20 protein-coding genes and 1 pseudogene are annotated in these 20,525 nt (G+C 67.2%); 14 read left to right on the forward strand and 7 right to left on the reverse strand.

Annotated features, from left to right (window positions below; all coding sequences use genetic code 11):
• The first annotated feature begins 11 nt into the window (after window positions 1–11).
• The 6 genes and pseudogenes from ACWMMN_RS32630 to ACWMMN_RS32655 form a co-directional block, all read left to right on the forward strand.
• Complete coding sequence (locus ACWMMN_RS32630; protein WP_059241162.1) at window positions 12–806, forward strand: 2-keto-4-pentenoate hydratase; 795 nt, start codon at window positions 12–14, stop codon at window positions 804–806.
• An 11-nt stretch (window positions 807–817) separates the two neighbouring features.
• Complete coding sequence (locus ACWMMN_RS32635; protein WP_340625813.1) at window positions 818–1,765, forward strand: acetaldehyde dehydrogenase (acetylating); 948 nt, start codon at window positions 818–820, stop codon at window positions 1,763–1,765.
• A gap of 11 nt (window positions 1,766–1,776) precedes the next feature.
• Complete coding sequence (dmpG, locus tag ACWMMN_RS32640) at window positions 1,777–2,820, forward strand: 4-hydroxy-2-oxovalerate aldolase (RefSeq protein ID WP_059241164.1); 1,044 nt, start codon at window positions 1,777–1,779, stop codon at window positions 2,818–2,820.
• 92 nt (window positions 2,821–2,912) lie between these two features.
• Window positions 2,913–3,959 (forward strand): amidohydrolase family protein, encoded by a 1,047-nt coding sequence (locus ACWMMN_RS32645; protein ID WP_059241165.1) that lies wholly within the window; start codon window positions 2,913–2,915, stop codon window positions 3,957–3,959.
• 118 nt (window positions 3,960–4,077) lie between these two features.
• A complete protein-coding gene (locus tag ACWMMN_RS32650; protein WP_059241166.1) occupies window positions 4,078–4,803 on the forward strand; it encodes an OmpW/AlkL family protein in 726 nt (241 codons plus the stop codon).
• A 21-nt stretch (window positions 4,804–4,824) separates the two neighbouring features.
• Window positions 4,825–5,442, forward strand: a pseudogene (locus ACWMMN_RS32655) (alpha/beta hydrolase); the annotation flags it as partial.
• Between the two features lie 145 nt (window positions 5,443–5,587).
• Here ACWMMN_RS32655 and ACWMMN_RS32660 read toward each other — a convergent pair.
• From ACWMMN_RS32660 to ACWMMN_RS32685, 6 genes are all read right to left on the reverse strand, one after another.
• On the reverse strand, window positions 5,588–5,914 hold the full coding sequence (locus tag ACWMMN_RS32660) for a c-type cytochrome (protein WP_256087659.1): 327 nt from the start codon (window positions 5,912–5,914) through the stop codon (window positions 5,588–5,590).
• 149 nt (window positions 5,915–6,063) lie between these two features.
• Window positions 6,064–7,872, reverse strand: a complete 1,809-nt coding sequence (locus tag ACWMMN_RS32665) for an LVIVD repeat-containing protein (RefSeq protein WP_340625815.1) — start codon at window positions 7,870–7,872, stop codon at window positions 6,064–6,066.
• Window positions 7,873–7,949: 77 nt separating this feature from the next.
• A complete protein-coding gene (locus ACWMMN_RS32670) occupies window positions 7,950–8,990 on the reverse strand; it encodes a porin (RefSeq protein ID WP_059241169.1) in 1,041 nt (346 codons plus the stop codon).
• A gap of 264 nt (window positions 8,991–9,254) precedes the next feature.
• The gene (locus ACWMMN_RS32675) at window positions 9,255–10,277 is read right to left on the reverse strand and encodes a porin (RefSeq protein ID WP_174993593.1); all 1,023 of its coding nucleotides are present in this window, start codon (window positions 10,275–10,277) and stop codon (window positions 9,255–9,257) included.
• Between the two features lie 70 nt (window positions 10,278–10,347).
• Window positions 10,348–11,286 carry a 2-hydroxyacid dehydrogenase gene (locus ACWMMN_RS32680; protein WP_486424325.1) on the reverse strand — a complete coding sequence of 313 codons (939 nt, stop codon included), beginning with the start codon at window positions 11,284–11,286 and terminating at the stop codon, window positions 10,348–10,350.
• A complete protein-coding gene (locus tag ACWMMN_RS32685) occupies window positions 11,283–11,708 on the reverse strand; it encodes a VOC family protein (protein WP_174993591.1) in 426 nt (141 codons plus the stop codon). Before ACWMMN_RS32685 ends, ACWMMN_RS32680 begins: the two co-directional genes overlap by 4 nt.
• A 207-nt stretch (window positions 11,709–11,915) precedes the next feature.
• Here ACWMMN_RS32685 and ACWMMN_RS32690 point away from each other — a divergent pair, with 207 nt between their 5' ends.
• Window positions 11,916–12,866 (forward strand): alpha/beta hydrolase, encoded by a 951-nt coding sequence (locus tag ACWMMN_RS32690; protein ID WP_059241173.1) that lies wholly within the window; start codon window positions 11,916–11,918, stop codon window positions 12,864–12,866.
• Window positions 12,867–12,904: 38 nt separating this feature from the next.
• Entirely contained in the window at window positions 12,905–13,828 is a 924-nt protein-coding gene (locus ACWMMN_RS32695; RefSeq protein WP_486424326.1) for a dihydrodipicolinate synthase family protein, read from the forward strand.
• A gap of 38 nt (window positions 13,829–13,866) precedes the next feature.
• Here ACWMMN_RS32695 and ACWMMN_RS32700 read toward each other — a convergent pair whose 3' ends face one another.
• Complete coding sequence (locus ACWMMN_RS32700) at window positions 13,867–14,526, reverse strand: GntR family transcriptional regulator (RefSeq protein WP_059242390.1); 660 nt, start codon at window positions 14,524–14,526, stop codon at window positions 13,867–13,869.
• Between the two features lie 272 nt (window positions 14,527–14,798).
• Here ACWMMN_RS32700 and ACWMMN_RS32705 point away from each other — a divergent pair, with 272 nt between their 5' ends.
• The 6 genes from ACWMMN_RS32705 (at window position 14,799) to ACWMMN_RS32730 (ending at window position 20,442) form a co-directional block, all read left to right on the forward strand.
• A complete protein-coding gene (locus tag ACWMMN_RS32705) occupies window positions 14,799–15,719 on the forward strand; it encodes a fumarylacetoacetate hydrolase family protein (protein ID WP_174993589.1) in 921 nt (306 codons plus the stop codon).
• Window positions 15,720–15,772: 53 nt separating this feature from the next.
• Window positions 15,773–16,771, forward strand: coding sequence for an ABC transporter substrate-binding protein (locus ACWMMN_RS32710; protein WP_174993588.1), 999 nt, complete (start codon window positions 15,773–15,775; stop codon window positions 16,769–16,771).
• Between the two features lie 87 nt (window positions 16,772–16,858).
• A complete protein-coding gene (locus ACWMMN_RS32715; protein WP_059241177.1) occupies window positions 16,859–17,476 on the forward strand; it encodes a VOC family protein in 618 nt (205 codons plus the stop codon).
• The gene (locus ACWMMN_RS32720; RefSeq protein WP_256087664.1) at window positions 17,473–18,216 is read left to right on the forward strand and encodes an ABC transporter permease; all 744 of its coding nucleotides are present in this window, start codon (window positions 17,473–17,475) and stop codon (window positions 18,214–18,216) included. Before ACWMMN_RS32715 ends, ACWMMN_RS32720 begins: the two co-directional genes overlap by 4 nt.
• Entirely contained in the window at window positions 18,216–19,070 is an 855-nt protein-coding gene (locus tag ACWMMN_RS32725) for an ABC transporter ATP-binding protein (protein WP_059241179.1), read from the forward strand. Before ACWMMN_RS32720 ends, ACWMMN_RS32725 begins: the two co-directional genes overlap by 1 nt.
• A 406-nt stretch (window positions 19,071–19,476) precedes the next feature.
• Window positions 19,477–20,442 carry a LysR substrate-binding domain-containing protein gene (locus ACWMMN_RS32730; protein ID WP_059241180.1) on the forward strand — a complete coding sequence of 322 codons (966 nt, stop codon included), beginning with the start codon at window positions 19,477–19,479 and terminating at the stop codon, window positions 20,440–20,442.
• Window positions 20,443–20,525 lie beyond the last annotated feature (83 nt).

A 20,525-nucleotide genomic window follows, 5' to 3' on the forward strand; every position in this document is an offset into this window, starting at 1 on the left:
ATTCTTCCGCCATGTCTCATTCATTCGACCCGGCAGCCGTTCAGGCGGCTGCGAAAGCATTACGCGATGCACGTGAATCACGCACGCCGATCGACCCGATTGCCACGCGGTTCGGCATTGCAGGTCTCGACGCGGCATATGCCGTCTCGGAACTCAACACCGCGGCCCGGATCGCGGACGGCCGACGCATCGTCGGCAAGAAGATCGGCCTGACGTCGGTTGCCGTCCAGCAGCAGCTGCGCGTCGACCAGCCCGATTTCGGCGTGCTGTTCGACGACATGGAATATCTCGATGGCGACGAGGTGCCCCTGAGCCGCCTGATGCAGCCGAAGATCGAGGCGGAAGTGGCGTTCGTCGTCGGACGCGACATGGCCGATGAAGCGCCGAGCTATGGACAGGTCCTGTCGGCGCTGGCCTGTGCGCTGCCGGCGCTCGAGATCGTCGACAGCGCGATTTCGGACTGGCGCATCGCGCTCGAGGATACGGTGGCCGACAACGCATCCTGCGGCCTCTACGTTCTCGGCAATCAACCGGTGTCGCTCGGTGGCATTTCCATCGGGGAACTGGGTATGTCGATGACGCGCGACGGCAAGACCGTATCGACCGGAACGGGTACCGCGTGCCTCGGCCATCCGTTGCGGGCCGTGTACTGGCTGGCCCGCATGATGGCGCGGCGCGGACAGATGTTGCGTGAGGGCGACGTGATCCTGTCGGGTGCGCTGGGTCCGATGGTGCCGGTTGGCGCCGGAGACACGATTCACGCGCAGATCGGTGCGCTCGGCAGCGTCAGTTGCCGTATCGGATGAGGGCGAGCCCGATGAGCACCAAACGGAAAGTCGCCATTATCGGCAGCGGGAATATCGGTACCGACCTGATGATCAAGATCCTGCGCCACGGCGAACATCTCGAGATGGGCGCCATGGTGGGAATCGATGCGGCGTCGGACGGGTTGCAGCGCGCGGCGCGCCTGGGCGTCGCGACGACCCATGAAGGCGTCGAGGGGCTGGCCCGCATGCCCGTGTTCGACGAGATCGACATCGTGTTCGATGCGACGTCTGCCGCGGCGCATACGCAGAACGATGCGTTCCTGCGCACCGTCAAGCCCGGTATTCGCGTCGTGGACCTGACGCCGGCCGCGATCGGACCGTATTGCATTCCGGTGGTGAACGGGGAGCGTCATCTCGACGCGTTGAATGTCAACATGGTGACGTGCGGCGGCCAGGCAACGATTCCGATGATCGCGGCGGTATCGCGGGTCGCGAAAGTGCACTACGGGGAGATCGTCGCGTCCATCGCGAGCAGGAGTGCCGGACCCGGCACCCGCGCCAGCATCGACGAATTCACCGAGACGACATCACGGGCGATCGAAGCGGTCGGCGGTGCAGCGAAGGGGAAGGCGATCATTGTGCTCAATCCCGCCGAGCCACCGCTGATGATGCGCGATACGGTGTACACGCTGAGCGACTTCGCCGATGAACGCGAGATCGAGGCATCGGTCGCCGGGATGGTCGAAGCCGTCCAGTCGTATGTGCCCGGGTATCGACTGAAACAACGTGTCCAGTTCGATCGTATCGAGGCCGAGCGACCGATCCGGATCCCCGGCGTCGGCGAGCGGATGGCCGGCCTCAAGACCTCGATCCTGCTCGTAGTCGAAGGCGCCGCGCACTACCTGCCGTCTTATGCGGGCAATCTCGACATCATGACGAGTGCTGCCAAGGCCGCGGCAGAACGGATCGCGGCCCGTCTCGGGGCCAATCAACAATGAGTGCCTGCCCGATGGACAAGAAGCTCTATATCTCCGACGTGACGTTGCGCGACGGCAGTCATGCCATCCGTCACCAGTACAGCCTCGCGCACGTGACAGAGATCGCCGCCGCACTCGACGCAGCCGGGGTCGATTCGATCGAGGTCGCGCATGGCGACGGACTGCAAGGCAGCAGCTTCAACTACGGATTCGGCGCGCATACGGACGTCGAGTGGATCGAGGCCGTGGCGAGTGTCGTCACGCGCGCGAAGGTCGCGACGCTGCTGCTGCCCGGGATCGGCACCATCCATGATCTGAGGGCCGCATACGACGCGGGTGCGCGGATCGTACGCGTCGCGACCCACTGTAGCGAAGCCGATATTGCCCGCCAGCACATCGAGTACGCACGGGAACTGGGGATGGACGCAGTGGGCTTCCTGATGATGAGCCACATGCAGACGCCTCGAGGATTGGCGGAGCAGGCAAGGTTGATGGAGGGTTACGGTGCCACCTGCTGCTACGTGGTGGATTCGGGCGGCGCGATGAACATGAACGACGTCCGCGACCGGATGCGGGCATTCAAGGACACGCTGAAGCCCGAAACACAGACGGGGATCCATGCGCATCACAACCTGAGCCTGGGTGTTGCGAATTCGATCGTCGCGGTTGAAGAGGGCTGCGACCGGATCGACGCCAGTCTTGCCGGCATGGGAGCAGGCGCCGGCAACGCGCCGCTCGAAGTGTTCGTCGCGGCGGCCGATCGCCTCGGCTGGCGGCATGGTACCGATCTCTACCGCCTGATGGACGCCGCCGACGACATCGTGCGCCCGCTCCAGGATCGCCCGGTGCGGGTCGACCGCGAGACACTCGCGTTGGGTTACGCCGGCGTGTATTCGAGCTTCCTGCGTCACGCGGAACAGGCCGCAGCGAAGTATGGGCTCAAGACCATGGACATTCTCGTGGAGCTGGGACGGCGCGGCATGGTTGGCGGACAGGAGGACATGATCGTCGACGTCGCCCTCGACCTCCTGAGCGCACCTGGAACGGTACACCGCGCGTCAGCGGCCTCGATCTAGGGACGCGGTGTTCATTCGGCCTGACGAAACGATCTGGATACTCAAATTTAGTTCGGACTATATATTATTTTCAATTCAAACTGGAGAATAGGGTGAGCCGTATCGACGTTCATCATCACTTTGTTCCACCCGTATATCGAGCCGCCATGTCCCGGCGCGGCCTGACAAAGGTTGCGGGTGCCGATCTTCCCGTCTGGACCGAAAATGAATCGCTCGCGGTGATGGATGCTCATGCCATTCGAGTCGCGTTGCTGTCAATCTCGGCGCCAGGCGTGTATTTCGGCAATCTCGATGAAGCGTGTGCGCTGGCGCGAGGATGCAACGAGTACGCCGCTGAACTGCGTCAGCGATACCCCGATCGTTTCGGATCGTTCGCGGTATTGCCCATGCCGTTTACCGATCACGCGTGCAAGGAGGCGATTCATGCACTGGATGTGCTTGGCGCAGACGGTATCGTCCTGTTAGGAAGTACCGAGGGGCGCTTTCTGGGCTCGCCGGAATTCGACGAACTGATGGCCGAGCTGAACAGGCGCCAGGCGGTTGTATTCGTGCATCCGAACCTGCATCGGTCAAGCGAGGAGCTCGGGTTGATCGCGCCGGGCTTTCTGATCGAGTTCCTGTGCGACACGACGCGTGCCGCGCTGAACCTCGTCCTGACCGGCACGATGGAGCGCTACCCCAATATCCGCTGGATTCTGGCGCATGCGGGCGGCTTCGTTCCGTATGTCGCGTGGCGCCTGTCGCTCGCCAATCTTCTTCCCGAGTTCGTATCCAGCATGCCGGCCGGCATGCTGACCTATATCCGGAGATTCCACTTTGACACTGCGCTCTCTCCGGCCGACTTTCCTCAAGCGGCGCTGCGCGAATTGGTCGATCCGTCCCAGGTGCTGTTCGGCAGCGATTTCCCGTTCGCGCCTGCACCGGTGACGGCGATGCAATGCAACACGCTGGAGCATTCGAATGTTTGGGATGCCAACGCGCGCGCGGCGATCGAATCCGGTAATGCTCAGCGGCTGTTTCCCCGCCTGGGGGGCTTACCCGTGGGCGCGCCCTCGAATCGTGCCGATCCGCTGACGTCCCTGAAGCGGGCTGCCGCTGTCACGAGCGTGCGCTTGATCAACAAACTCAGAAATCGTTGACCGACGTTCCGATTTGTTGCGCGGTGGAATGTTCGGGAACGGGCGGGCTCCCCGCCGGTTCCCGAATGACGAATCCTGCACCGCTGGAAAACCCTTTATAACAACCTCTGGAGGCCATATGAAGCATACGAGCGCGGCAATTCTGTTGTCGATATCCGTCATTTCTTCCGTGCACGCGCAATCTGCAGGACAACTCATGATCAATGCGGGCTGGTTGCACATGGCGCCTCAGGATTCCAGCGAGCCGCTGACGGTCAATGCCCTCGGCCGATCGAACACGATGGCCGGAAGCGGAGCGACCATCTCGGATGCCGATACGGTTGCGCTCACGGCGACCTACTTCGTGACCGACCATATTGCCGTGGAGACGATCGCGGGCGTGCCACCGAAACTCCATCTCACCGGCACGGGGACGCTTGCGGGACTCGGGGAGTTGGGAACGGCGCGAGCCTGGAGCCCCGCGATAATCGCGCAGTACCATTTCGGCGCGCCGTCGGCACGTTTGCGGCCGTATGTCGGTGCGGGGATCTCGTATGTCTGGTTCAACAGCATTGACCTGAGCAATCCGGTTGCGTCCGGCAAGTTCCTCTACTCGCCATCCGTTGGCGCGCGCCTCGAAGGGCCTACTTCGGTCTCGCTGAGCAAGTCCTTTGCCCCGATTCTCAACGCAGGCCTCACCTACAATATGGATACTCACTGGTCCATCGGCGCTTCGTTTGCGTACGCGTGGTTGTCCACGAAGGCGACCCTCACGACGCGCGCGCCGGTCGGGACCGTCACGAGCACGACACGGCTGAAGATCAATCCGATCATGACCTTTGTGTCGCTGGGCTATCGCTTCTGATCGGACGCGGCACAAGCGCCGGGTATCCGCGTCCCGTTCACGCCGTCGCCGGAAGCGCATTACCCGGTCGCGATCAACCAGGCCTATGCGGCGACGAAATGGGTGGCTGCGCACGGCGCCGAGATCGGTGTCGACGGCAGCCGCCTCGCGGTGGTCGGCAACAGTGTCGGCGGGAACATGACGGCCGTGGTCGCGCTGATGGCGAAGGACAAGGGCGGCCCCGCGATCCGCTTCCAGGGCCTGATGTGGCCGGTCACGGACCACAACTTCAACACGGGCTCGTACAACGCGTACCCGCAGGGCCACTTCCTGACGCGGCCGATGATGAAGTGGTTCTGGGACGCCTATACGAAGAACGAAGCGCAACGCAACGAGATCTACGCGTCGCCGCTGCGCGCGAGCATCGCGCAGTTGAAGGGCCTGCCGCCCGCGCTGATCCAGGTCGCGCAGTTCGATGTGTTGCGTGACGAAGGCGAAGCGTACGGCCGCAAGCTCGACGCGGCCGGCGTGGACGCGACGACCACGCGCTACGACGGCACGATCCACGATTTCGGCTTGCTGAACGACCTGGCCGACGATGCGCCGACGAAGGCCGCGACGAAGGCGATGGCGAATGAAATCGCGACGCGGCTGAAGTAACGCGACGGGTTCGCATGCGTGCCGCAAGTGTGGCGGTGCGCGCGCGAACGATGCGGAGGCGGGCGTGCGCCCGCCTTTTTTCACATGCAGCCGGCACGCGGGATCGAACGTTTCGACCCGCGCGTCGCATGCTTGCGGTCGTCCGCTACTTCCCGTCCCGGTTCAGCGACATGATCCACGTCGCGAACCGCGCCGCATCGTCGGCCGAGATCGCGTTGGGTGGCATCGTCGCGCTGCCCCATTTGCCGGTACTGCCTTCGAGCATGCTTTTGCGAAGTTTCGCGAGCGCATCGGAGTCGTTGCGGTAGTGCGCGGCGATCGCGCGGAACGGCGGCCCGACTTTCGTCGTATCGAGCGTGTGGCATGCGCGGCAGGTCTGCTCGCTGGCCGATGTCGCGGCGCGGCCGGGCGGTGCCGCCGTGGCGAGCAGGAGCGCACACGACAGCGGCGCGGCGAGGGATCTGAACATCATCGGGAAAGCGTCCTTGAACTTGATGAACCCGCCGGTCGCCGGCGGGGATCGAAACGAAGCGATGCAACGCGCGCCGCACCGCATATGGCCGCGGCCGTGGCACACGAAGCGGCCGGACGGTCACCCGCCCGGCGGCGTCACGGCGCAACTCAACGCGGCGGCCACGGCTTCGCCGGCTTGCCGAGCACGGGCTCGCCGAGCAGCGGCGTCGACAGCGCATACGCACCGTTCTCCGTGAAGGCCCAGATGATGTTGCGGTCGTATTCGGTGTAGATCGCGAACACCCCCTTGCCGAGCGTATAGGACGGCAGTTCCTTCTCGTCCGCGAGCGCCGGGACAAAGTAGCCGGCAATCGTCGGCTTCGCCGGGTTCTTCACGTCGTAGATCTGCACGCCCGCGTTGTAGAACGAATACGGGACGATGCCTTGCCGCCAGGTGCCGGGCTGGCCGATCGCGTTGGCACGCTTCGGCCCGAAGTTGCCGCCGCGCTGGCAGAAGCTCGTGAACGGCGCGCCGGCCGGCACTTCCGGCACCGGCAGCTTGGCCGCCACCTTCAGGTGCGACGGGTCGCGCGCATCGACGACGAAGATGTCCTTGTACGGCTCGTAGCAGTCGCGGTTCATCGGATAGCCGTTCGTGAGCACGTAGCCGGTACGTGCGTACTGGCTCACGTCCGCGTTGTCGAATTCGGTGCCCGCGAAGCTCGGCGGCGTGTTCACGTTGCCGAGGATCGTCGGCTTCGCCGGGTTGCTCAGGTCGAACGCGTAGAAACCGAGGCCGCCCATCGCGCCGAAGCCGATCTTGCCGCCGTTCTCCAGCGGCTTCGGCAGGAAGATCGGGTTGCGCGAGCCCATCCACGACGTCCGGTTGCCGGCGCGCGGATTCATCAGGTACGCCTGCTCGTGTTCGTCGTTGCCGAGGATCTGGCCGGGCACCGCGATCTGCGACACGAACACGGGGTTCGCCGGATCCGACATGTCCCATACCTGGTAACCCGGCGAGTACAGATAGTTCGGATACTCGGTCAGCGCATAGCTGTCGTCCGGCGCGGCCGCCACGATCATGTACTTGCCGCCGTAGTACTCGGGTGCGTCGAGCGAGCCGGAACCCTGTTGCTGGCCGATCGGCGCGTCGGGGTGGCGGTAGTCGGTCGTGCGCGTCGCGATCAGCTTCCACTGGCTCGGCAGCGGGCCGTCCATCTCGTACACGCGGAAGCCCTTCAGCGAGTTGTAGCGGCGCTGCGCGGCGACCTTGTCGGGCTGGTCGATCTTCTCGGTCATCAGCCCGTAGCGGCCGATCTCGAACGACGCGACGAGCACCGGCTTGCCGAGCTTGCGGCTCCACGCGACCGTCGCGCCGCCGAGGTAGTCGTGCACGTTGTTCGGATCGAAATGCTCGCTCGAGCCCTTCGGCCCCCACACGCCGCCCTTCGAGAACACGACCTTGCCGTGCGCGGGATCGGTCACGTCCATGATGCGCAGGTAGTCGCGGTCGTGGATGTACAGGTAGCGTTTGCCGTCGAAGTCGACGATGTTGTTCCATGCGTGGAAGGGCGAATCGACGCCCGGGTAGAACGCGAGCACCTTCACGTTCTTCGCATAGTGCTTGTTGTCCCACGTCGAAAGCTCGCCGGGGAAGCGCTGCCCCTGGTGGACTTCGGGCGCCGCCTTCGGCCACACGAACTGGCCGGTGGCCGGGTCCATCCCGTAGTCGACGCCGGGCTTCAGCGGCACCGGCCGGCGCTCGGGCGTGAGGCGCAGCCAGCCGGCGAGATACGGATCGGCGACGGCCGGCGTGCCGGGCGTACCGGGCGCAGCAACGCTCGCGCTCGCGGTGGCCGGTGCGTCCGCCGCGGGCTGCGCGGCGCTGGCGAGTGCCGATGCCGCGATCAGGATCGATGCGGCCGCCGGGCCGATGAGCCGGGCCTGAGGAATACGTCTGTTGCGTGGTCGAAGCATGAATGTCTCCTGGTCATGATTGTTGCGTGGCGTCGCGAACAGCAGGCAGGCCGGTCGCGACGCGCGGATCCGGAAAATCAGAACGCGTGACGGATCCCGATCTGGAACCCGGACGGGTTCTGGCCGCCGTCCGGATATACCTGGAACGTGACCGGATACGCGACGGGCACGCGATGCTGGCTCTTCACGTGCGCGGCGGTCACGTACAGGTCGGTGCGCTTCGACAGCCCGTAGATGTAGCCGATCACGCCGCCGGTCGCGCTCGAGATGCTCGTGTTGTTGTCGTCGTGGCGATGGACGACGCTCAGGTACACGCGGTTGATGCCGTCGATGTTCCAGCGCGCGCCGATCTGCGCGTCCCAGCCCTGCGAGTTGAATGCGACATACGGCGGATACGCGTAATAGCCGTTGTACGTGTGGTAGATCACGGTCGGCTCGAAGCCGCCGAAGCGGTACACGGCCGAGAAGTAGTTGTCGCGCGACGAATGGATCTGCGAAGAACGGAAGATGTCGCGCGTGTATTGCAGCTCGCTGACCGCACCGAGGAACAGCGGCCCGTTGCGATACTCGATGCCGGTACTGAAGAAGCGCCCGGCGCGCGTGCCGTCGCCGAGCCCGGTCGTGATCATCACGCGCCCGGTGAAGCCGTGGAAGGCCGGCGTCTTGTACTGCAGAGAATTGTCGACGCGATAGGTCGCGTAGAAGAACTGCATGTCGTTGACCATGCTGAAGTCGGCCGCCCACGTCGGGTCCGCATAGCCGGCCAGCCAGTACGACGGCGTGAACTGGCGACCCATCGTCAGCTCGCCCCAGTTGCCCTTGAGGCCGACGAACGACTGCCGGAACTGCGTCGACTGCACGCCCGTGTTCGCTGAAAACATCGGCTCGATCGTGAAGACGGCCTTGTTGCCGCCGCCGAGCTCCTCGACGCCGCTCAGGTTGAAGCGCGAATTGTTCAGACCGCCGCTCGACATCCGCGTGATGTTGCCGCCCGGGCCCGACGAAATCAGGTGCTCGATGTTCAGGTCCATGTAACCCGACAGCCAAATGCGCGACTGCGCATGCGCACCGGCGCAGGCGAGCAGCATGACACTGGACGCGATCAGCTTCTTTTTCATTCGGTCTCCAAATAGTCGTCGTTGTTTTCCGGGGCGAAGCGGCTTGCGCCGGACGGGCATCGTGCGAGGCGATCCCGCGGGCGGCGGCCGGTTCGCATGACGCGAGCGGGACGCGGGCCGTGCCGGTTCATGAATCGCGTTTGTGTATACATGAACTGAGAAAAATTATACGCACGGACGTTGTTGAATCCGAAGCACTTCTTTTTTATACAAAACAGCGGTTTGGTTATAGCGGGTAGACCCGGATACGCGATGCGCGCGGCATCAGAACAGGTGCCGGATGCCGAGCGCCCAGGTCGCGGCGGCGCCGCTGCCGCCGAGGCGGTCGTACACGGCGAGCGCATAGACGTCGGTGCGCCGCGACAGCGTGTAGTCGAGCCCGGCCGCGCCGGTGTTGCGCGATACGGCCGTCCGTAACGCGGTGCGGCGCGTGTATGCCCATTCGGCGAGTGCGGCCAGCCGCGACGTGACGGGCACCGACAGGCCGGCCTCGAACGTGTGCGAACCCGTGTCGGTTGCAGACGTCCGCGTGCCCTGTAGCGCGCCGTACAGCGTGATGCGCGGGAACGCGTACGCGAAACCGGCGAGGTACGCGTTCTGCGTCGGCGCGGCCGCGCCCGCGACGATCCGCGTGCGCTGTGCGGTCGCGACGGCCGTGAGCGGGCCGCTCGCATAGCGCAGCGACAGGCCCGCGTTGGCCGCGCCGCTGGCACCCGCGAGCCCGCCGGGCGCGTAGACGGCGCTCGCGGTCAGGCCGCCGGCGGTCGGGCTCGTGTACTGGATCGCGTTGTTCCAGACCGTGTCGCCTGCGATCGCGCCGCCGTATGACGCGACGAAGGTCTGCATCACCAGCGGCGAAAACAGGATCGAAGCGCGAAACGGATTGACGGCCTGTTCGGCGAGATAGAGCAGGTTGGTCTGCCGCCCCATCGTCACGGTGCCGAACGGGCCCTCGATGCCCGCATACGCGTTGCGCCCCCAGTACGGGTCGGCCGACGTGCGGCCGATGCCGCCGTTGACGGGCTGGAAGAAGCTTTCGAGCACGGCGAGCGCGCGGTAGCCGCCGCCGAGATCTTCGGCCACGCGCAGCCCCCAGTAGGGTGCGGTGAGCCCGGGGCTCTGCATCGCGATCGCGGCGGGCGGGCCGCCGCTGCGCTTTGCGCTGGCGACGTCGAGTCCGATCAGGCCGTACAGCGTCGCGGACGATTGCGCGTGGGAGGAACGGCCGGCCAGCAGGCCGGCGGCCGCGCAGTACAGCGCGGCGAGGCACAACGATCGGACCTTCATGGTGGCGATCTCCGGGGCGGCGCGCGGGGCGTGCGGCGAGCGAAGCGGCGCGGGTACGCGCCGCTCGCGCCTACGCGGCGCGTACCGCGAATTCGACGGGCAGGCGGGAGAAGTGCTGCGCGAGACTCGCGAGCAGCGCGTCGCGCTGGGCGAGCCACGCGGCGGGCGAGCGGCCCGCGACATGCGGCGTGACGAGTACGTCGGGATGGTCGAACAGCGCGGCCGGCACGTCGGGTTCGTGCTCGAGGACGTCGAGCCCGGCGCCCGCGAGCTCGCCCGCGTCGAGTGCGTCGAGCAGCGCGGCCGTGTCGAGCACCGAGCCGCGCGCGACGTTGACGACGTAGCCGTGCGGCCCGAGCGCGAGCAGCACCGCGCGATCCACCAGGTGCCGGGTGGCCGGGCCGCCGTGGCACGCGATCACGAGAAAGTCGCTGTCGGCCGCGAGCTGCACGAGGTCGGCGTAGTAACGGCCGGGCGCGTCGTCGTGCGGGCCGCGCGCGTGATAGCCGAGCGTCATGTCGAAGCCCTGCGCGCGCGCGGCGATCAGCCGGCCGATGCGGCCCATCCCGATCACGCCGAGCGTGGCGCCGGTGAGCGTGGGCCGGGCGGCGCGCGACGCGTGCCAGCGGCCGGCCCGCACCGCGCAGGTGAGCGGCGCGTAGCCGCGCGCGAGCGCGAGCAGCATGCCGAGCGCGTGGTCGGCGACGGTCGCCGCATTGGCGCCGGGTGCATGCGTGACGACGATGCCGCGCCGCGCGGCGGCCGCGACGTCGACGTTCTCGTAGCCGGCGCCGAATGCGCAGACGATTTCGAGCGCGGGCAGGCGCGCCATGCGCGCGTCGTCGAGCCCGCAGGTGCCGTTGGTCACGACCGCGCGGATCGCGCCGGCGTCGGCCAGGTCGGCCGGCATCCCGTCCGGGTGGTAATGCACCACGTAGTCGCGCCGCAGCGCATCGAGCGTCGTGTCCGGCAACGGCACCAGCGCGAGCACCGCCAGCCGCGCGGTCACGGTTGCGTGCCCGCTGCACCGGCCGGCACGACTTCCTTCACCGCGCCTTTCCAGCCGTTCGACGTGATGTCGAACACGGTGCCGTCGGGCATCCGGTATTTCACTTCATAGAACACGTTCGGGTCCTGCTCGTGCCGGCCGGTCAGGTAGGTGCCGCCGGCCGCGACGACGCGCTCGGCCGTCGCGTCGACGTCGTCCACCCACATCCCGAAGTGGATCACGCCGCGCACGTCCTTCAGCCCCGCATAACCGGGCACCGTCTCGTCCTTGAAATTCAGCAGCGCGACGTTGATCGTGCCGTCCGTCATGTAGATCCCGCGCATCGCGTTGCCCGCGCGGCGCATGCCGAATGCGCGCTCGAAGAATTGCGCGGCCCCTTCCGGGTCGTCGACCGAAAGCGCGATGTGGCGAAGCTTGTCCATGGGTGTCCTTGAAGAATGTCGGCGTGCGACGGATGAATGCATGGGCGTGACTGTCGCGCAAAAATGCCTCGATTCTCATTGGGTATACTACGTAGTGATTGTGTATACACAAAACGAGATTTATATACCAGAATGGTCCCCGTCGCCGTTCGAACGGCGGAACACCGGCACGCGCCGGCCGCTAGCCGTCATGCAGGGAGGCAGGGGATGCACGCTTGGCAGGAACCGCTGGGTAATCTGTCGGAAGCGCTGAGGGCGCGCTTCGCGGAGATCGGCGCCGTCTGGGCGCAGGACATCGATGCGCACCGCGACTGGGTGATCGACACGTACACGCCGCTCGTCGCCGCGCGCGCGGCGACGGATCTCGGCTGCGAGATCGAGCGCGACATTCCGTACGGGCCCGATGCGCGCCAGCGTCTCGACGTGTTCGTGCAGCACGCGACCCTCCAGGGTGCGCCGGCCGACGTCGTGCTGTTCGTGCACGGCGGCGCGTTCGTGCGCGGCCGCAAGAGCATCAACGGGTTGATCTACGACAACGTGCCGCGCTGGTTCGCGCGTCACGGCCATGTCGCGGTCAACGTCGAATACCGGCTGGCGCCCGACGCGCCGTATCCGGCCGGCGCGCAGGACATCGCGGCGGCGCTCGACTGGACCCGCGCGCATATCGCGTCCTACGGCGGCCACCCGGGGCGGATTTTCATCGTCGGGCATTCGGCGGGCGGCGCGCATGTCGCGACGTATCTCGGCGATCCGCTGCTCGATGCGCGGCGCGGCGAACGCGTCGCGGGCGCGGTGCTGATCAGCGCGCGGCTCGCGGCCGACACGCTGCCCGACAACCCGAACGCGGCCGGCGTGCGTGCGTATTTCGGCGACGATCCGTCGCGCCATGCCGCGCGATCGCCGCTTGCCCATGCGGCGCGCATCGACGCGCCGCTGATGATCGTCGTCGCCGAATACGAGAACCCTTACCTCGACGCGTACGGCGCGGCGTTCTTCGAGCGCGTCGCGAGCGCGCGGCAGCGCGAACGCCGTCCGGGGCGCGCGCCGCGTTTCATGCAGATGCCGCGCCACAACCACACGTCGGTGGTCGCCCATTTCGATTCGGGCGAAACGCTGCTGGGCGACGCGATGCTGGATTTCTTCAGCGCATGCGCATGACTGCTCGCCGATCGGCTCATCCAACCGGAGACTCCCGCATGTCCGCCTTTGCCGCGCCGCGCGTGTTCGCGCCCGTCCTCACGCCGTTTCGCGCCGACCTGTCGATCGACGCGCCGCGCTTCGTCGCGTTCTGCCGCTGGCTCGTCGGGCAGGGCGCGGGCCTCGCACCGTTCGGCACGAACAGCGAGGCGAACTCGTTGAGCGTTGCGGAGCGCTGCACGCTGCTCGACAAGATCGCGGCCGCCGACATCGATCCCGCGCAAGTGCTGCCCGGCACGGGCGCGTGCGCGCTGCCGGACGCGATCGCGCTGACGCGCCATGCGGTGGCGACCGGCTGCGCGGGCGTGCTGATGCTGCCGCCGTTCTTCTACCAGGGCGTGAGCGATGAAGGCTTGTTCGCCTACTACGCGGGCGTGATCGACGCGGTCGGCTCGGAGCGGCTGCGCGTGCTGCTGTATCACATCCCGCAGCTGACGGGCGTGCCGATCACGCACACGCTGATCGAGCGGCTGGTCGCCGCGTATCCGCGCACGGTGGTCGGCATCAAGGACAGTTCGGGCGACTGGGCGAACACGGTGACGATGCTCGAACGCTTTCCGGGTTTCGCGGTGTTCCCGGCGTCGGAGGCGCTGCTCGGCCGCGCGCTGCCGCTCGGCGCGGCCGGCTGCATCTCGGCGACTGCGAACCTGCAGCCGCACGCGATCGCGCAACTGCTTGCGGCGCCGACGGCCGTCGCACGCGCGACGTGGGAAGGGCGCGTGTCGACCGTGCGCACCGCGCTGCAATCGCCGTCGATGATTCCCGCGTTGAAGGCCGTGGTCGCGCATTTCACGCGGCACGGCGACTGGGCGCGCGTGCGCGCGCCGCTTGTGTCGCATGCAGCGGCCGATACGCGCGCGCTGCTCGCGCAGCTCGACGCGCTCGGCTTCACGATGCCGTCGATCGACGAGGCGCGCGCATGACGCGGCTCAACGCGCCGCGCGGCCGCGCCGGCTTGCCGTCAGATCGATTCGCGCTCGTTGCGCTGGCGCTTGAGCCGGCCGAGCACGACGATCGACAGGCGCGCGGTGTGGTCGCGCATCGCGTTGTACGCGCGTTCGGGCTCGGCGGCGAGGATCGCGTCGACGATCTCGCGGTGCTCGTCGGTGGCCGCCTCGAAGCGCTTCGGCGACGCGGGCTGGGCCGCGCGAAAGCCCGCGAGACGCTGCCGCTGCACCGCGATGATCGACGCGAGCGACTTGCTTTGCGCACCCTTGCAGATCAGTTCGTGGAATTCGCGGTTGAGCTGGAAGTAGTCGGCCTCGTCGCCGCGCGCGATCGCCTCGTTCATCTCGATCTGCAGCTCCTCGAGCTGCTTCTTCTCGACGACGCTCATCCGCTGCGCGCTGAGCCGGCAGCACAGCGCCTCGAGTTCGCACATCGCTTCGAGCATGTCGGCGAGTTCGTCGAGGCTGAATTGCGCGACGACCACGCCCTTGCGCGGCGTCAGCTCGACCATCCCGCGCGCGGCCAGCTCGCGCAGCGCTTCGCGAATCGGCGTGCGCGACGCGTTGAACCGCTCGGCAAGCGCGATTTCCTCGAGCTTCTGGCCCGGTTCGAGCGTGCCGTCGATGATCTCGTCGAACAGCAGGCGATAGATCTTGGAAGAGAGCGTGGTCATCGTGTCGTGTGTGGTGTGGACATCGCCGTCGGCAGCCCCTGCCGGCCGGAACCCGCGCGGGACGCCTCGGCCGTCGGGCCGGCCCATTATGCGCCCGCCGCCGGAGCCGCTCAATTTGCGGCGCGCGGCGCCGGACCGGACCCGCCGCGCAGTGTACGCGGAATTCGTTTCCGACCCGATAGGAGTATACGAGAAATATCAAATGAATACACGAGTGATCTATTGTATACGCGTCACTCGTCCCCTCCTGACGACGACAAAAGAGGACAACCGTGATCTGGTTCGGTATCGCAACGTATGAACTGAATGGCCGCGTCGCGGCGGGGCTCGCGATGGAAGGCGCGCTGTACGACGCGCAGGCCGTGCTGCAGCGGGCGGGCGGAGGCGACGCGCCGCTCGACGTCGACACGCTGGTCGCGAACTGGCCGCTGCGCGGCGCGCAGACCGTCGCGCGCCTCGAGGCGGCCGCGCGCGAGATCGCCGCCGGCCGGCTCGACGCGCAGCCGCTGGCAGGCTACCGGCTGCACGTGCCGTATGCGCCGCGGCGGATTTTCGCGGCTGCGTCGAACTACTACGAGCATGCGCGCGAGATGGGCACCGAGCTTGCCCCGCGCGAGGAAAGCTCGCCGTACATGTTCATGAAGGCCGAGACGAGCGTGGTGCCGACGCTCGCCGACGTCGTGATGCCGCCGCAGGCCGAGCGCGTCGACTGGGAGGTCGAACTGGCCGTCGTGATCGGCCGGCCGGGGCGCCACATCGCGGTGGAAGACGCGTTCGACTACGTCGCGGGCTACACGATCCTGAACGACGTGAGCGCACGCGACCTGAATCGCCGCACCGACTATCCGTTCAAGCACGACTGGTTTCGCGGCAAGAGTTTCGATACCTTCGGTCCGCTCGGGCCCTGGCTCGTGCCGCGCGCGTGCATCGCCGAACCGCAGAACCTGCGGATGCGGCTGGCCGTGAACGGCGAAACGATGCAGGACGGCAATACCGGCGAGATGATCTTCAGTATTGCGGAGCAGATCCATTACCTGTCGTCGATCCTGACGCTGCAGCCCGGCGACCTGATCGCGACCGGCACGCCGACGGGCGTCGGCATGGGGCGTGGCATCTATCTGCAGCCGGGCGACGTGATGGTCGCATCGATCGACGGCATCGGCTCGATCGAAAACCCGCTGGTGCGCGGGTAAGCCGCGCGTGCCGCGCCGGCCCGGCCCCGAACTCGACAAGACAGGAGGAGGACATGTTTGAGCGCATCCAAGCGCTGGCGCGCGGCGCGGTGCTGGCCGCGGGCCTGTGGGCCGCGGCCCCGGCCGCGCAGGCGGCCGACGCGGTACGCGTCAATCTCGCGTGGCTGCCGCAGGGCAGCACCGGCGGGATCCTGGTCGCGCAGGCGAAGGGCTTCTACCAGGACGCCGGCCTCGCCGTGACGGTGCAGCGCGGCTACGGCGGCCAGCGGACCGTCAATGAAGTCGACGAAGGGCTGTTCGAGTTCGGCTACGGCGACCCGGTCAGCGTGATCCTGAATCGCGCGCACGGCGGCCATGCGGTGCTGGTCGGCGCGATCAACACGCGCTGGCCGGGCGCGATGTGCTATCTCGAGCGGCCCGGCTTCAAGCCTTCGTCGCTGAAGGATCTCGCGGGGCTGTCGCTCGGCGGCGGCAATGCGTCGGCGGTGCAGAACATCGTCCCGGCGTGGCTGAAGCAGAACGGGATGGCGCCCGACGCGATCCGCCTCGTGCGGCTCGATCCGGCCGTGATCAATACCGCGCTGCTGCAGAAGCGCATCGACCTGTCGGAATGCTGGGAAGGCGCGAGCCTGCCGGTGCAGGCCGCGTTCGCGCGGCGCGCGGGGCAGACGCTTGGCAAGGTCACGTATCGCGACCTCGGCCTCGACATGACCGGCAGCGGGATCGTGACGACCGATGCGTACGTCGCGCAGCATCCGGACATCGTGAAGCGCTTCGTCGATGCGACGTATCGCGGCTACGCGCTGATGCGCGACCGGCCGCAGGACGCGGTCGACGCGATCGTGTCGCGCAATCCGCTGCTCGACCGCACGATCCTGCGCGAGCAGATCGACGAGACCAATGCGTTGATCGCCGACGACGCGGCCGGCCACCGGCTCGGCTGGCTGCGGCCCGAGCGCATCGACACGACGCTCGGTTTCGTGTCGCGTGCGTTCGCGCTCGGCGCGAAGGTCAAGGCCGGCAGTCTCTATACCAATCGTTTCGTCGAGTAACGCGATCGGGATCGCGGTGGCGGCAGCGCGCCGCTGCCGGCGGTCCAACCCGGCCTGCGCGGCGCGCGGGCACACAGGAGAACGGTAATGAACAGCTTGCGTCCCAGGCGGCTCGGACACATGGTGCTGATGGTGCGGGATATCCATCGGTCTGCGAAGTTCTATACGGAAGTGATGGGCCTGAAGGTGTCCGACTGGATCGGCGACCAGATGGTGTTCCTGCGCGCGGGCACCGATCACCACGATCTCGCGCTCGCGCAGCTGCCGAAGGATTCGCCCGATTTCGACGACCTGCCGCGCTATTCGCGCCCGGGCCTCGAACATTTCTCGTACCTGGTCGACAGCGTCGAGGAGATGGAGCGCTCGGTGAAGGTGCTGCAGTCGCATGGCGTCGAGATCGTGCGCGGGATCGGGCGGCACGGGCCCGGCAACAACCTGTTCCTGGTGTTCAAGGATCCGGACGGCAACAACGTCGAGGTCTACTGCGAGATGGAGCAGATCGGCGAACGCGATCCGCGCGAGCCGCAGGTGTGGGAGCGCACGATCGAATCGTTCGACCAGTACCGCTTCGCGCGCTTCGTCGTGCCGCCGCCGCCGCATCTCGTCGCCGAGAAGTCGCGCGGCAACGCGCCGGCCGCATCGGCCGCGCCTGCCGGCGACGATGCGGATGCCTCGCGCGATGCGCCGAAAGGAGGCCCGGCATGAAGCGGCTGATCGAAACGGTCGCGTTCTGGGCGATCGTCGGCCTCGCATGGGAATTCGGCGTGCGCTGGACCGGCACGCGCGAATACGTGCTGCCGTCGCTGTCGTCGGTGTTCGCGGCCGGCTGGGAGATGCGCGCACAACTGCTGGCCGACACGCTGACGACTGCCTGGGAAGTGTTCGCGGGCTTTGCGCTGGCGGTGGCCGGCGGCCTCGCGATCGGGCTGCTCGCCAGCGCGTCGAACCTCGTGCGGCGTACGCTGCTGCCGTTCGTGACCGCGCTGCAGAGCATGCCGAAGATCGCGCTCGCGCCGTTGCTGATCGTCTGGTTCGGCTACGGTTTCGCGTCGAAGCTCGCGGCGGCCGTGCTGTTCGCGTTCTTCCCGATCGTCGTCGCGACGATGGGCGGCCTCGCGGGCGTGCCGCGCCATCTCGACGAGCATTTCCGCGCGCTCGGCGCGTCGGCCGCGCACACGTTTTGGCACCTGCGCCTGCCCGCCGCGCTGCCGGCGCTGATGGATGGCCTGAAGATCGCGATGCCGCTCGCGGTGATCGGCGCGATCGTCGGCGAGTTCATCGGCGCGGAAGCGGGGCTCGGGCATCTGATCGTGTTCGCGACGTCGAATGCGCAAACGCCGCTGTGCTTCGCGGCGATCCTGATGGTGACCGCGCTCGCGATGCTGTTCTACGGCGCGGTCGAGCTGGTTTCGCGTGCAGTCTGGTGGAGAGGAGTCACGGCCTGATGACGATCGTCAATCTCGCGCGCCCGGTGCGGCGCGCTTCCGTTTCCGAAGGCGCGACAGCGGCGCCCGCGCAGGATGGCGCCCGCGCGGATGCGCTGATCGCCGTCGAGCAGGCCGGCAAGCGCTTCGCCGCGCGCGGCGGCGCCGATGCGTTCAGCGCGCTGGAACAGGTATCGATGCGCGTGCAACCGCGCGAGTTCGTGTCGATTCTCGGGCCGAGCGGCTGCGGCAAGAGCACGCTGCTGCGGATGGTCGCGGGGCTCGTGCCGTGCGATGCCGGGTCGATTCGCGTCGGCGGCACGCCGGTGGCCGGCCCGCATCCCGATATCGGCGTCGTGTTCCAGACCAGCAACATGCTGCCGTGGCTGAGCGTCGGCGCGAACATCCGGCTCGGCGCGAAGCTGCGCAACCTGCCGCGTGCGCACGTCGACGCACGGCTGCCGGCGCTGCTCGACACGCTCGGCCTCGCGCAGTTCGTCGACCGCTATCCGCACGAGCTGTCGGGCGGGATGCGGCAGCGCGCGGCGATCGGCCAGATCCTGCTGCTGGAGCCGCGCGTGATGCTGATGGACGAGCCGTTCGGCGCGCTCGACGCACTCACGCGCGACCGGCTCAACGTCGAGCTGCTGCGCATCTGGCAGCAGAGCACGCTGACGGTGCTGCTCGTCACGCACAGCATTCACGAGGCCGTGTTCCTGTCGGATCGTGTACTGGTGATGTCCGCGCGCCCGGGCCGCGTGCTGCATGACGTGAAGATCGACCTGCCGCGGCCGCGCCAGCCGGACGAGATCAAGCGCGACCCGCGTTATGGCGAGTATGTGGCGGAGTTGTCCGCGATGATGGGCGTCTACTGATACAAGGGGGAGGCGCGTGCCGTGCATCTCCCGATGCGCGCCGGACGTAAAGTTGTTAGGGTCTGTTTACCTGTGGAACGCGTGTGCGAAGGCCCGAAATCGCTCGTCCCCCAAAGGAGACTGCCTCCGGGGCGTAGGGCAAGGAGCGAGGCGCGCCGTTTGGCGAGCCGAACAAGCGACGAGTGAAGCCGCCATGCGGGCGATTCCGTGCCTTCCCGTGACCTGGCGTTTTCAATTTCGGGTTGCCGCGAGAGCGGCCGCTCGCCGCGTTGCGCGCCTTGCGAATACGTGAGTATTCGCGGCGTCGCGCGCCTCGCGAGCGGCCGTTCTCGCGGCAACGCATGCGCGTTTCACAGGTAAACAGACCCTAAGTCCGGCCACCCCCTTTTTCGACGACAAAGCAGACATGGACGCGAATCCGCTCAGCGAGATCTCCCTGATCCGCCGGCTCAAGCTGAACCAGTTGATGATTTTCGAGCGTGTGCTGGAAACGCGCTCGGTGGTACGCGCGGCCAACGAGATGCGCCTCACGCAGCCGGCCGTGACGAAAGTGATCCACGAACTCGAATCGTGCTTCGACGGCGCGCTGTTCTCGCGCTCGAACCGCGGCGTGGTGCCGACCGACCTCGGCCTGCTGCTCGGGCGGCGCGTGAAGTCGCTGATGGCCGAGCTGCGCTACATGACCGACGAGCTGAACGATTTCCGGCTCGGCACGAGCGGCCACGTGATCGTCGGCACGCTGATCTCGGCGTCCGCGCGGCTGCTGCCGCGCGCGATCGCGATGCTGAAGGCGCGCACGCCGCACGTGCTGGTGACCGTGCGCGAAGGCACGACCGCGCACCTGTTCCCGGCGCTCGCGACCGGTGACCTCGACATCGTCGTCGGCCGGCTGCCGGAGCGCGAGCTGCCGATCGCGAGCGCGTTCCCGCTCACGCACGAAGCGCTGTTCGACGAATCGATGTGCGCGGTGGTCGGCAACGGCTACGGCCCCGTGCCCGATCCGGCGCCGTCGCTGCGCGAACTGGTCGATGCGCCGTGGATCCTGCCGACGCCCGACTCGCCGTCGCGGCTCGCGGCCGAGCACCTGTTCCGTGCGGCCGGGCTGCCGCTGCCGACCGACATCGTCGAATCGCTGTCGTTGCTCACCAATATCGGGCTGTTGCTCGATACGCCGCGCATCGCGTTGATGCCGCGTGTTGCCGCGCGGCAGTTCGCGCAGGCCGGGCTGTTGCGCGTGCTCGATCTGCCAGAAACGGGCGCGTTCGGCACGGTCGGATTCTCGGTGCGCTCGAACAAGGAGCAGAGCGCCGCGTGCCGCGCGTTCATCGAATGCCTGAAGGAAGCGGTGCAGGAGTGCCCGGAGGGAACCTGAGCGTCGGGCTGGAACCGTTGCGGCGCAAGGCTCGCACGGGTATTCCCGTTTAGCATAGCCAGCGCCGAATGTTTGATTGTCGC

This window comes from Burkholderia cepacia complex sp. TUM26381, from assembly GCF_057439935.1.